Raw genomic sequence first — 13,670 nt, 5'->3', positions numbered from 1 at the left:
ATTACCAATAACTAACGGATTTGTTATGAGATGAGGATTAAAACAATGGCAGAAATTAGAGAGGTGCTATATCAGCACAAAAAAGGGATGACTCAACGCAATATTGAAAAGTCTCTAAGCGTTTCACGAATGAGCATACGCAAGTACGTTTCAATGGCCAAGGATTTGGGTTATCAGGAGGATATTTCCAATGATGAGCTCGAAGTTATCGCTTTGCAGATACATAATAAAATCGTTAATACTACAGCCAACAACAGACCCAATAAATCAGAAAAAGAACTTGAGGCGCATCACGAAAAAATAGCATCACTCCTCACTGAGAAGTGGATTACCCATATGCAGATACACCGAATTTTAAGCGATAATGGTCTTGTTAGCAGTCGAAGAAGTCTTAGTCGTTATATTGAACGTCATTTCCCCTCGTTGCCTAAGGCTACGGTACATTTGTTAACAAAGCCTGGGCATGAAGCACAAGTTGACTATGCGTTTGTTGGGTTTATCAATAATAAAAAAACATACGCTTTTATTATGACGTTATCACATAGTCGGTATCGATATGTTGAGTTTGTACATTCTCAAAATCAGCAATCATGGGCGCAAAGCCATATCAATGCCTTTCATTTTTTTGGAGGCGTGCCCAACTGCATTCTTTTAGACAATTTGAAATCGGGAATTATTAAAGCACATATTTATGATCCAACGGTCAATGAAACCTATGCAGAGTTATCTCGCTTTTATGACTTTATAGCCGATCCGGCGAAGGCTCGAACGCCCGAGCACAAGGGGAAGGTTGAGCGTAGTGTTCAATTGGTAAAAGAACAGGTTATCGCGGGGATAACCTATGATGATTTGGCCTCGATGAACGCCTTTGCACGTGATTGGTGCGCTAATAAGGTATCGCACGTCATCTGCAGTACCACTGGTGAAAAGCCAATTGACGTATTTAAAAATGAAGAATTTAATTTATTAAACCCACTGCCAGCAGGCGCTTTTGATATGCCCATTTGGATGGATGCTCAAGTTCATCGTGACCATCATTTTGTTGTTGCTGGTAATTTTTATTCTGTGCCAACGATACATATCGGGACAAAGGTTAAAATTAGAGTTGGCTTGAAGACCGTTCAGGCCTATGTGAATCATGCTTTGATTAAGACCCATATTCGTAACTACGGGCGTGGACAGTGGGAAACGGATCCCAATGACTACCATAATTCTGCAAAGTATTACTTAGAAAATACTGCTGGCGTTTGTATTGAAGCGGCCAAAGCAATTGGTCAGGCAACGGAGGAAATGGTCACAAAGGTACTGGCTGAAGGCTCTAGAACGAGCTTAAGAAAAGCCCAGGCTATCATCCGCTTGGTTGAGGAATACGGTAATGAGCGCCTTGAAAATGCATGTTTACGCGCGATTTTATTTGATAATTATACTCATCAATCATTGAAAAAAATCCTCACGGAAGGCCTGGATAAAAAAGACACGAGAACATTCTCCACTAAGCGCTCGGCCAATCATGAGAACTTTGCCTATATTCGCGCAGCAAGTGATTACAGCTCAACGATGGAGGCTCATTATGAGTGATATCAATATGTTAGAGCTTGCAAAAAAACTACGTTTGACAGGGATCCCAGACACACTGCTAGCAAGAGTAGAACAGGCTCGCGCAGCGTCCCTCTCTTATGAAGAGTTGCTCTCAATGTTGTTTCAGGATGAGGATGAGGCTCGTCAACAAAAATTGCTTGCTGGGCGTGTAAGGCAAGCTCGATTTGAGGAGCCTCAGTGTTTTGAAAATTTTGAACTGGCTCGATATTCAACACAAGTCACACAAGCCATCCGCACCCTGATGACAGGGAAGTTTATCAAAGAAAAAAACCATGTCATCATCATGGGACCTGTTGGCACCGGAAAGACTCACCTGGCTCAAGCCCTGGGTCTAATGGCATGTCAACGACATAAAAAAGTCTGCTTTATAAGAGCGAATGAACTGTTAAATCAGTTCCACCAAGCAAGAGCGGATGAAACATGGACTGCGCTTTTTAAACGTTACTCACGATACGATGTGCTTATTTTAGATGACTTCGGGCTGAAAGCATTATCGCCAGAACAGTCCACTGATCTGTATGATTTAATAGCAGCTATCTAATATAGGCGCGGTTTTCTGGACACAAAAAAAGGTTTTTTAAGAGCTATTCTTCTTAATACAAAGAGGAGAATAAAATGTCTAAAAAGCGAGCTTATTATACGGCGGCCAAGAAGGCAAAAATAACGCTAGCTGCGATTGAGGGGAAACTCACACAAGCGCAAATTACCAGTGAATACGGTGTTCACGCAACGCAGGTAAAAACTTGGAAGCAATCGGCCATCAAAGCCATTAACGATTTATTCTCTGGGGCTAATGAAAAAGAAGCCAAGTCCCAAGAGCAGCTTGTTGAGGCATTATATCAAGAAATTGGTCGACTTCAAGCGCAGCTATCTTGGCTAAAAAAAAAGCATGAACTTTAGTCTGGATGAAAAGCGCGTCATGATTGATCCTCTTGCCGAGCTCACCATTCGTGAACAATGCTTGCTATTAGACTTGCCTGTTTCAAGTTATTATTATAGTGCCAAGCCCATTTCTGTCGAAGATGAAGCGCTTATGGCGCTACTTGATGAGCACTATCTGCAGTATCCATGTGAAGGTAAAATTAAGCGGGCAAGATGGCTGTCAAAAGAAGTAGGCTATCCTGTTGGTAAACGTCGAGTAAAAAAGTTGATGGAAATGATGGGGTTATCGACTGTTTACCCAAAGCCAAATACAAGCGTTCCCAATAAGGAGCATGAGGTGTTCCCTTATTTATTAAAAGAGGTGGATATCACCAAACCAAATCAGGTTTGGGCCGCAGATATCACCTACATCCGCATGAAAGGAAAGCATGTGTATTTAGTAGCTATTATGGACTGGTATAGTCGTTATGTGATTGGATGGGCTATTTCACCTACTATGGAGGCTGAATTTTGTATTGAGGCGCTTAGAAACGCTTTGCTGCATTCGCGTTGTGAGATCTTTAACACGGATCAGGGTTCTCAATTTACCTCAAAAGATTGGATAAATACGCTAAAATCTCACCACATTTCTATCAGCATGGATGGGCGAGGACGTTATTTAGATAATATATTTATCGAGCGATTGTGGCGTAGTGTTAAGCAAGAAAAAATCTACCGGTATGATTTTGATACAATTGAAGAGGTTGAGCTGGCCTTAACGGAGTATTTTGAGTATTATAATAACCGAAGGCTTCACCAGTCCTTTAATTATTTAACGCCCGCAGAGGTGTATTATGGCCGGAAAAGACCATAAACCCTAAATGAGAGCGTCATGACTTACCCACAAGGCCCACAGGCCTATACGAGAAAGTGAAGCTCTCCTGACCTGTGGACTTGTGGATAAGTCATTCTGATAGAGTTGTGGTAAAATGACCTAAGACAATTCGTAGTAGCAATCACTATTCATACGGTATTGAGTAGGTTTAAATAGGTTAATTTGAGTGAATTTTTAACTATAAATGATGGATGAATAGCTCTTATTTTTCCTTAATTTTGTTCCAGACATGCGGACCCATATCAATCCATGTAAACTCTATGCTAATTATAACTACTAACCGTAAAATAGAAGGATGGATGGAGCTATTTTATGATCCGGTTATGGCAAACGCAGCATTAGATCGTATCGTAAATAAAGCTTATCGAATTGTTCTTGATGGGGAGTCATACAGGAAAAAATTTATACCGAAATTTAATTTAGTAGATGACAAGTGAGTTAAAAAAATTTACCCTAAGTGGGCTACTTTGAGTGGCCAGAGGGTGGGCTAGTAATCGTGACCCATGACACCTTGTATTAAACTCGTTGATAAAGTACGTATTGAATCAAACATTAAGAAAAAATACGACAAAGCGCAAACTCCCTATCAACGATTAATGACATCAAGCGACCTTACTTTAGAGCAGAAAAAAACGCTGCAGGATAAATTTATTACACTTGACCCATTCGATTTACAAAAAACCATCCAAAAGAAGCTAAAATTACTATTTAAGCTAGTGAATGTTCAAAATACAAAACAGAGAAAGGCCATTTAATGAAAAACTTGGAAGAAAGTAAAAATAAAGCCTGTGGAAATGATGGACGAGTCCTTCGGATCAGCCTGTGCCCTACGGGACGTATGAACAAAGCTATGGATAACGAAAATACGTTACCCACAGCTGTTGTTCACTCTCACAGGCTTCTCGCCCACATACCCACCAGGCTCAATAACAAATATTTTTTAACTGGAATAAAATCTTTCAAAAGCAACACCTATTCTGAGGCAACGACTCAGTACTTTTTTTGTCCTTCGGCAACACCTTTCATTGAGGCATCAGGTCAGAAATAAGGGCGCTCAGAACTATTCTTACATTAATGCATGGTCACACCCCTAATACCTGAGTAAGTCAGAGATCTTGAATTCGTTATTCTCAAGCACCTTGGTCATAACATGCTTTAATTCCTGGGCTATCAAATCTTTACAGACTACTGTTAAAGGTCCATTTATTGAAAGTCGATATTCATTGAACTGATCTTTTGTAAAGTACAACCATAATGTCTGATTTCCTATAGGGCGATCCACGCTACCATAGTGATTCGGAATTGTGGTATCAAGACCTGCAAATTTAAGATCTCGCGGTTCTTTGATAAAAAAACTGGCCGTAATATTAATGAGCACTCTCAACCGGTCTGGTTTTGATATCAATAGATTTAATCGAAATAATTGATTCAGCCTGTACTTTATATTTATCTTTGTTTTACGCCATAGCAGCAGGGCCAAGTGTCTGAGATAGTAGTCTGTGGTAATTGGATTGATCTTACTTTTTTTAAACCGGCTCGATAGAACCAATTTATTAAAGAGATAGGTTAAATACTGGCCAAGTGTTAATCTGGAGTCTTTTAGTCCTGCATTTTTAATGAGTTGGGAACATTTCTGGTAAGGAGCTGTTTTAGTCAGCTCTTCCTCAATAGACTTGAGAAAGTCAATAAAGGTGAAGCCCTCGTTTAAAGCGATATTTATCCTTTTGTATTCGGTGAACAAACCTACTACTGATTTGTAACGGCTGCCTTCCCTGCCGGTGTGGAGAATCGTAATGGGTATTTTCTTTTGGAGACTGATCTTGTAAAAAACAATTTGGCATACCGCAATGACCCCAGTACTCAAGTTTATATTTTTTGCATGATGCCATTCTTTAAATCGCTCGATTAACTGAACCTCCATAGGATAATGAAATAAATTTTGGGGCTGGTTGGAAGCATCAGGCAAATGATAGACCGAGCCAAAACTTAATCTTTGAAAATCTTTGTTGTATCCATTCCAAAAATCAACTTTCATTTTGAGATTTTTTTCATAAAGCGCATTATTATGTTTAACATAATCCAGATAAGTATATTTTTCAGGCACAGATACAAGTTTCTTCCCAAGAATCAAGGTTTCATAGTTTTGTTTGAATTGATCGAATAAAATTCGGTACGAAGAATCATCAAGTATAATATGAGGGATCATAATGTGTAATTCATGAAGCTCATTATTTAATTTATAAAGATACATTCTAATCAGGGGTTGGATAGTAAAGGGAATGATCTGCATTACATTGTCATAAAAAACTTCATTCAGGATATCGCGATTATAATTTAAAGAAATATCTTCATAGATTAATCGGAATCTCCCCTGTTTTTTTAGCATTTGGACAGGTGCACTTTCGCTTATGTTTAGCCAAAAAACGCTATTTTGATTAATTGCAAATTCTATGGCTTCAGATAAGAGCTCTTTATTCAGTTTACCGTGTAGTTGTAATTGCATGGCACAATTAAAACTGGAGGCTATTTTTTTTATCATCCAGAATATATACTGAGTATCGCAAAGAGGGATTTCTTCTGCAACAAAAGCTTGGGACGAGGAATAATCTGGTTCATGTTCAAAAAAAATTTGTAATTCATTTGCAACATTTCTGGCAATTTTGTCAATTCTTGGCTCGTTAATAAAATACTCTATCGGTAAGCTAAGCGTTGGGCATTGTAATTTATCATGTATTCGATTTCTAAGTTCCAATGACATTAGAGAGTCCATCCCCATTGCAAACAAATCTTTTTTGGTTCCAACTTGGTCTATGTTATCTAACCTCAAAACATCAGCAGCAATATCACTTAGTACTCGGGATAAAATAGCGACTCGCTCTTTCCCAGTTTTTTGGCGAAGAAATGCTAAAAAGTGATAGTCTGGTGAGAGTGTATCCTTAGTCTGCTCGGAAAACGTTATTTGCTTTGGTGTGTTTTTGCAATAAACATCCCAATGAATAGGGCATATTAAAATTTGCGGCATTTGACTGGGCAATAACACATCCAGTACATCGATGCTTTTTTTATCCATGGGTATCAACCCACGCCTTTGTATTGAGTTTATATTCTTGGCCGCCATACCAAGAGAGTGAAAAGCGCCCCAGTTAATCGATAGTGCCGGCAAGCCCTTTTGTTGGCGTAGGTGTGCAAGGCCATCTAAAAATCCATTAGCAGCAACATAGTTAGATTGGCCTCTGGGACCAAGGATTGAAGCAGAAGATGAGAACAGGACAAAGTGATCCAATTGAAGATTTTGAGTCAATTCATGCAGGGTCAGAGCTCCATCTATTTTTGCGGTTAATACTTCTTGAATGGCCTCGTCACTGAGATTGATAATTAATTCATCGCGGATAACACCAGCAAGATGAAATACTCCTTTTAATGGATTAAAGCCTTGCTCAATCGTTTTAACTAAATCCTCCATTTTCTGAAAGTTACTGGCATCAGCCACATAATGTTTAATATCAACGTGTTTTTTTCTTGCTTTGTCAATTAAATCCTGTGTATCTAATGGACACTCAGAACGACTGGTAATAATAATATGTTTTACGCCTCGGTGAATAAGGTACTCAATTAATGGTTTTGCCAAACCACCAGTACCCCCAGTAATGAGGTAACTTGCCTCCCTGTCGAATAATGCTTCTTGTGGGGCAGGATTTACAGGCAGCTTTTTTTTCTCAAGTCTGGGTAGATAGATTTTATCTCTTACTGCAAATTGGGTTTCCTCATTTTCTGGATTAAATGCATAGTCTAACGTGGCTGCCGGAGTACTGTTGGCGCTAAGATCAATTGTATAATTTTTACCGAAATCAAGCTCATTTCTAAAGCTTTTCCAAAAAGCACTGGCCATTGTGTGGTAGGGATTCACCTTATCGACCCGGTCATCAATGACATAAGCATTTTCTGTAACTAATATAAAGCTGGCAGGCGGTGATTGAAACATTTTTTGACAACAATGAAATAAATCATTGAATTGCTCCTGTTCATAAAGAAAAACTATGTTTTTATCTTCAACACGATCCAATTTATTTACATCATCGATGAACTGATAATTTAAATTACCGAACAGCTTTTGAGTTTTAGCTTCATCTTTAGAAATAACACAGAGGCTTGGTCTATTTTTTGGGTTTTGTAAGTTTCCATTCAGAGCACGCCACTGAATATCATATAAATGCTCCAGAACAGATTCATAAGAAAAAAAATGATTTTTAGTGACTTGGCGAAGTTGGAGCTCCTCAAGGTCAGCAATGAGTAAACCTGAATTATCATAAAAATGTACATCAGCGCACCACTCATTCCTATTTTTAGGCTCACGGGTTATTGAATGAATCCAGACTGTTCTTGGGGCATTTTGATATACTGTCATTCGCGAGAATGAATAAGGCACATACGTGATATCAGACTTAAGATCTTTGTTGATCAGGAACAGGCTTTGAATTGCGCTTTCTAGTAGTGATGGATGATAGGTATAACCTTGCTCACTATTTGTTTTAGCTAACACGACTTTAGACAATACACTGTGGGATGAAGCATACGCCTCTAGAAGAACCGCAAGCTCGGCTCCAAAAGATATAGGTCCCTTTTTTAGTTCTTCATAGAATTGAGCAAGATCGACAGGATTAGTCAAAGATGATTTCAGTACATTAATATCAACAGAGGCAGGCGCAGATGATGTTGATTGCATTTCCATATCAGAATATTTTTGCCAATTATCATTTTGTTTGGCGTAAATACTTATCATGTACCTTTGGGTATCTTTTGGTTTTACCTGTACTTGAAAATCCATGCCTTGCGTAGGATATAATGGTCGTTCAATAATGAATTGCTCAATGGAAAAAGACTGCCCCTTCAGTACAGCTCGGGCAGCAGCTAAACCTGACTCTATAAAAACGGCTGTTGGAACGATCTCTTTATCAAAAATACGATACTGATTAATATAATTTATTTTGTTGAAATTCAGTTGATGATTAAACACATATTCATTGCCTGGCATTGAAAGCATCCTGCCCAGAAGAGGATGTATGGGGTTAATGGGTACAATATTGATGTCCTTTTTTTCCAGCCAAAACATACTCCGATCAAAGATATAGCCAGGTAAATCCACTTTAATTAGCGGATCATTATTCGCTTTATAATAGGCTCTCCAATCAACATTTTTACCCTGTAAATAATCTGAAACCAAGAAATTGAGTTCTTTGTCGTACTGCAAATCCAGAAAATTTTTTGTTCCGTGTGATGATGCAAACTCCCCCTTTTCTAACAGGAGGCTGGCCTCGCGAGCATTTTTAGCTGCAACTACTAATCGATAAGTGTAATGATCTCGGCATGCAGCGGCAGTGAAGCACAAGTCATTAAAATGAAATAGGGTTGTTTCTAAAAACTGTTGATAGCGTTTTATTAACTCATCCAAAGACTTTAAAGTCTTGGCTGAGATAAGCAATACATTCCACCTGGAAGGCGGGGTTTGCCTTTGCATTGTCTTTTGGGGAAATTCCTGAAGAATGACATGAGCATTCGTACCACTAAAACCAAAAGCATTGACACCCGCAGATTTAAGTTTTGTATTGGTATTCCAATCCCTATTATGTAAAGCGAGTTGTGTATCATCGAGCTTAATTTTAGGATTTAATTGCTTAAAATTTAAATTTTTATAAATTCTCTTATTTTGCAGACTCATGATTACTTTAATCATGCTTGCCACACCAGAAGCACTTTCAAGATGGCCTATATTTGTCTTAACAGCACCAACATATAATCGGTTTTCCTGACCACGCTCATTTCCATAGACTTTATTTATAGAATGAATCTCAATAGGATCTCCTAAAGGGGTACCCGTCCCGTGCGCCTCAACATAACCAATATCACTACTTGCCAGCTTAGTTTGACCTAAAGCCGCCATCATCACATCTTCCTGGCTTTTACCATTTGGAACCGTTAAACCTGCGGACTTCCCATCATTATTAACTGCAGAACCTTTTATAACCGCTAATATAGTGTCGTTATCACGTAAAGCATCAGCGATCCTTTTTAGGAATAACACACCACAACCTTCGGCTCTCACATAGCCGTCAGCACTTTCATCAAAGGTCTTACATTGACTCTCTGGTGATAAAGCTTTTGCCTTGCATAAATTAACAATGCTCTCCGGGCGTAATAAGACATTCACCCCCCCAGCTAGTGCAAAATCAATTTCTCGATTTTTTAAACTTTGACAGGCGTAGTGAATCGCTACTAATGACGAGGAGCACGCAGTATCAACGCTTAATGCAGGACCTTTGAAATCAAAGGTAAAGGCAACGCGCCCCGGTATAATGTTCAAAGCTTTACCAGTGACCGCAAACATACCTAGTTCATCGTTAGATAAACCTGCTTTTTCGAGTTGTGAATAGTATTCATGAGAAGATCCTACCCCAGCATAAACACCGGTTAAGCTTCCACGCAAAAAGCTGGGAGGATAGTTTGCATGTTCCAAAGCTTTGTAACAATTTTCTAAAAAAAGACGTTGTTGAGGATCCATAAGTGGTGCTTCACGGGGGCTAATTCCAAAAAAAAAGGGATCGAAATATTTAATCTCATCCAGTAAACCAAGTTTATTAACATAGGATTTTCCAGGTGCATCCGGATCAGGATCATAAAACCTGCTATTGTCCCACCGTTCTATTGGAATATCCCTAATACCACTTAGTCCATTCTCCAGCAATATCTGATAGGCAGTAATATCAGGTGCATTCGGTAGCGAGCAGCTCATGCCTATAATAGCAATCGAGTCATCAGCTGACTCAGCTGATGATGGCAACATTCGGATTTCACTTAAATGGCTTTTAAGTTCAGATTCAATATACGTTGAGAGTTTGTTAATGGAGGGATAATCAAAGGCAATAGTCGCTACCACATTAAAAACGGGTGTCAGTTGTTCTTTTAAGCGAGTGGCCAGCTCCGTCATCATTAATGAGTCGAGGCCAATTTCAAAAAAACCTTCGAACTCATCTAACTCATCGACTTTTGCTATACCCAGAATTTCTTTACAGGTTGCAGATAACATGCCTTTACAGGCTACAAGTTTTTTATCATCGTCGGTCCTAATATACTCACTCAGCCATGGTGACAGGTCAGAGTGTGACGATTTCTGTACTAAATTCAGCTCATCAGCCAGACATTTATAAAATGCAGGCAGCGGCTTGGGAACAAAGTCCAGCATAAATTTGAGATAGTCCGGCGCTATAATGGTGGTATGGGTTGAGTGGCCATTGATTAATCTTTGAATGAATTCCTGTCCTTGTTCATTATGAATCAAAGCCTGTTTTATACCCTGATCGCGCGATCGCTTTTTAGCCATACCCACTTCAGCCCATGGCCCCCATTGGATGGCAGTACCTACGAGTCCTAAACGTTGCCGCTCTGTAACCAGGGCATCCAAAAAACTGTTAGTGGCACTATAGACTGATTCTTTATTGCTTCCAAATACTGAGGAAATTGAGGAATAAACGACAAAAAAATCGAGAGCAAAGTTCTGGCTAAGTTCATGTAAATACCAACCGCCTTGTACTTTGGCAGAAAATAAATAATCAATGTCTTTATTTTGATGCTCAAGCAGGGGCGCAATAGTGGAGGCTCCTGCGGCATGAACGATTCCTTTTAACAAACCATCAGCATTACACTCTGATAAAAATTGGTGCAAATTTTCCTTATCGGTAATATCCAAACTAACGGAACGAATAACCCGGTCAGGATAAAGAGATTGCATTTTTTTAAGGTTTGTTTTTATTGAGGGCGTGTCGATAGTCCTTGAGAGCAGAATTAACTCTGTTGCCCCTGCAGCTAATAACGCCTCTGCGGTTACTAAACCCAGCCCGCCACAACCACCGGTGATGAGATAACGTCCCTCTGGGTTCAATGATTTTTTTTTGCCCTGTAGCATGGCTTTTTTTAGCCGAAAGACCAATCGTTCGCCTTTACGATATGAAATTACATGATCATAATGTTTACCGTGATTGTAATTTATTTCTTGCATTATCTGGATGACGGAATTGTCCTCGGTTTTATCCAAATCGATGAGGATTGTTTTGCATTGAGGTAGTTCTAAAACCAAAGTTTTGCAAAATCCATAAAGAGGGCTGCTATCCAGTTGATGCTCAGGGGTATCATGTGCTGCCAGAACTAGTAGCCGTAGCTTAATTGCCTTTGGATTTAATTCTCTTACTAAAGCCAGTAGTTTTTTTAGAGTTTTCTTTTGTAAAGCAATGCGGGCATCGATATTTTTAGGCACTGGTGAATCAAGACTCTCAGCAAAAATAATTCCATCCAGGTCATTGAGGGAATAGTTATCCTCTTCCTGAACAATATGTAATCCTTGTTGTATCAACCCCGGAGCTAATTGCCTAGCACCAATTAAAAGCCACTGACCACCTGTTTTTTTTTCATTACTTATATCAATTGGCTGATACAGCAATTCTAAGTTGAAACACCAATCTTCAGGCAGCTGAGTCTCGTCTGATTTTTCTTTATCATGCCAATAAGATTTTCTATCAAAAACATACAGTGGCAAGTCAGTTTGGTTGTACTGTACCTTATTTTTATCTGACCTTAGATTGACTCCTGACAGATAATACTCATAAATCTGCTTTGCATCAGATCCGATTTTTATAATGTCTTTTTCTATGCTTACTTTTTTGACCGTGTAATTTTTAGACTCAAGTTTATTAATTAATTCTTTTTTATCTTTTGCAATGATTGCACAACGAAACTTGTAATGATCTCGACAATCTAGCAGCGTATAGCACACATCACGCAAGCTCACCGACGTTTTCTTGAGGTAGTCTTGTTGGTTGATCAGCATTTGCTGCAATGAGTATTCACTGTTTGCTGAAATGACAAAGCATAATGGCTCACCGTTCTCGGCACTGGATTCGTGAACTACAATACTAGGTGGCTCTTCAATGATAGCGCTCACATTAGTACCAGTAAAACCAAAATTGGATACTTGTGCATGCCTTTTTTTATTTTTTTGTTTCGTAAAGGGGGTCGCTTTAACAGGTATCAATGCGGGGATGCTGTCAGGAGCAATTGAGCTGTTCGGCGTTGAGTAATGTAGATTAGCGGGTATGATTTCATTCTTAAAAACTTCTACCACTTTAATAAGTGAGGCCATACCCGATGATGAAATGGTATGTCCCAGATTATTCTTTACCGCACCGATAATGAGCGGCTTGACTTTAGAATGATGGCCTTGGTGTATGTGTCGAATTGCATTAAACTCAATAGAGTCACCCACAACAGTTCCTGTTCCATGGGTTTCAATATAATCAATGTCACCTGCTGCCAAATGAGCCTGCTCTAACACGGATTGATGCAGCTCAATTTGAGCCTCTAAATTAGGAGCAGCCATGCCCATCCCACCACCATCCTGATTCATGACAATACTTTTGATCACCGCATGGATCCTATTATTATCTTTAAGCGCATCACTTAACCGTTTAACTACAACTACGCCACAACCCTCACTACGAGCATAACCATCGGCTTTAGCATCAAAACTACTGCATTGACCAAGGGCGGATAGCATATTTGCCTTAGTTACTCCGATAAAGATTTCAGGACAAAGACTAAGATGAACTCCACCCAGAATGGCCATATCACATTGCTGATTTCTTAATGCCGTTGTTGCAAGATATAGTGCTGACAACGAGGACGAGCAAGCGGTATCCACCGTAATGCATGGCCCCTTTAAATTTAGAAAATAAGAAAGTCTTCCTGCCGCAGCACTATCAGCAGAACCAATATAGGTATAGGCGTTAAATTTTATATTGTCTTTATAATTTAGTTGGCTGTAGTCGTGGGTAGAAATACCACAGAACACTCCCGTATTTGAATTTTTTAACGATTCAAGAGTTATATTGGCGTGGTTTAGCGCCCTAATTGAAACCTCTAAAAACAGGCGGTGCTGCGGATCAATTTGTTTCGCTTCTACAGGCAGTATTTTAAAAAAAGTGGCATCAAACACTTGTGGATTTTCTAAAAAACCACCCACACGACTCACTATTTTATCTTCTTTCTGACGATCAGCATCGTAATATTGATTAATGTCCCAGCGGTTCTCAGGCACTTTTTTAATTGGAGTTTGTTCTTTTAGTAACATCTCATAAAAGGCATTAACATCTTCAATATCTGCGTCAACCCCAGGAAACTGACAGTTCATCCCCACAATAGCTATGGGTTCATCCAAAGTATCTACTGTATTATATTCTTGATTTTTTTTGTCCATTAGTGTACTTCTCAT

At 39.2% G+C, this 13,670-nt stretch carries 8 protein-coding genes; 7 read left to right on the top strand and 1 reads right to left on the bottom strand.

The features are described from left to right. The first annotated feature begins 30 nt into the window (after positions 1–30). The 7 genes from istA to HRS36_RS16105 all read left to right on the top strand — a co-directional run bounded on the left by istA (position 31) and on the right by HRS36_RS16105 (position 4,403). On the top strand, positions 31–1,578 hold the full coding sequence (gene istA, locus HRS36_RS16135) for an IS21 family transposase (protein ID WP_173235442.1): 1,548 nt from the start codon (positions 31–33) through the stop codon (positions 1,576–1,578). Beyond that, entirely contained in the window at positions 1,571–2,140 is a 570-nt protein-coding gene (locus HRS36_RS16130) for an ATP-binding protein (protein WP_173238105.1), read from the top strand. Before istA ends, HRS36_RS16130 begins: the two co-directional genes overlap by 8 nt. A 74-nt stretch (positions 2,141–2,214) precedes the next feature. Next, the gene (locus HRS36_RS16125; RefSeq protein ID WP_173235475.1) at positions 2,215–2,499 is read left to right on the top strand and encodes a transposase; all 285 of its coding nucleotides are present in this window, start codon (positions 2,215–2,217) and stop codon (positions 2,497–2,499) included. Continuing rightward, a complete protein-coding gene (locus HRS36_RS16120; RefSeq protein WP_173235473.1) occupies positions 2,489–3,334 on the top strand; it encodes an IS3 family transposase in 846 nt (281 codons plus the stop codon). Before HRS36_RS16125 ends, HRS36_RS16120 begins: the two co-directional genes overlap by 11 nt. A gap of 281 nt (positions 3,335–3,615) precedes the next feature. Continuing rightward, a complete protein-coding gene (locus tag HRS36_RS16115; protein WP_173238103.1) occupies positions 3,616–3,792 on the top strand; it encodes an ATP-binding protein in 177 nt (58 codons plus the stop codon). Positions 3,793–3,858: 66 nt separating this feature from the next. After that, positions 3,859–4,110 carry a hypothetical protein gene (locus HRS36_RS16110; RefSeq protein ID WP_197933197.1) on the top strand — a complete coding sequence of 84 codons (252 nt, stop codon included), beginning with the start codon at positions 3,859–3,861 and terminating at the stop codon, positions 4,108–4,110. Continuing rightward, positions 4,110–4,403, top strand: a complete 294-nt coding sequence (locus HRS36_RS16105; RefSeq protein WP_173238101.1) for a hypothetical protein — start codon at positions 4,110–4,112, stop codon at positions 4,401–4,403. The genes HRS36_RS16110 and HRS36_RS16105 overlap by 1 nt, the downstream gene beginning before the upstream one ends. Before the next feature lie 42 nt (positions 4,404–4,445). Here the strand turns inward: HRS36_RS16105 and HRS36_RS16100 are convergent, their stop codons facing one another. After that, the gene (locus HRS36_RS16100) at positions 4,446–13,655 is read right to left on the bottom strand and encodes an SDR family NAD(P)-dependent oxidoreductase (RefSeq protein WP_173238099.1); all 9,210 of its coding nucleotides are present in this window, start codon (positions 13,653–13,655) and stop codon (positions 4,446–4,448) included. Positions 13,656–13,670: the final 15 nt, after the last annotated feature.

Origin of the sequence: Legionella antarctica (assembly GCF_011764505.1) — a bacterium.
Taxonomy (GTDB): Bacteria; Pseudomonadota; Gammaproteobacteria; order Legionellales; family Legionellaceae; genus Legionella; species Legionella antarctica.
This window is presented reverse-complemented; position numbering and strand designations above follow the sequence as displayed.

What these genes read in the sequence shown, in the direction of transcription:
- HRS36_RS16110 (WP_197933197.1), top strand. Translation starts at nt 3,859, where the DNA reads ATGACACCTTGTATTAAACTCGTTGATAAAGTACGTATTGAATCAAAC.
- HRS36_RS16120 (WP_173235473.1), top strand. Translation starts at nt 2,489, where the DNA reads ATGAACTTTAGTCTGGATGAAAAGCGCGTCATGATTGATCCTCTTGCC.
- istA (WP_173235442.1), top strand. Translation starts at nt 31, where the DNA reads ATGAGGATTAAAACAATGGCAGAAATTAGAGAGGTGCTATATCAGCAC.
- HRS36_RS16105 (WP_173238101.1), top strand. Translation starts at nt 4,110, where the DNA reads ATGAAAAACTTGGAAGAAAGTAAAAATAAAGCCTGTGGAAATGATGGA.
- HRS36_RS16130 (WP_173238105.1), top strand. Translation starts at nt 1,571, where the DNA reads ATGAGTGATATCAATATGTTAGAGCTTGCAAAAAAACTACGTTTGACA.
- HRS36_RS16125 (WP_173235475.1), top strand. Translation starts at nt 2,215, where the DNA reads ATGTCTAAAAAGCGAGCTTATTATACGGCGGCCAAGAAGGCAAAAATA.
- HRS36_RS16115 (WP_173238103.1), top strand. Translation starts at nt 3,616, where the DNA reads ATGCTAATTATAACTACTAACCGTAAAATAGAAGGATGGATGGAGCTA.
- HRS36_RS16100 (WP_173238099.1), bottom strand. Translation starts at nt 13,655, where the DNA reads ATGGACAAAAAAAATCAAGAATATAATACAGTAGATACTTTGGATGAA.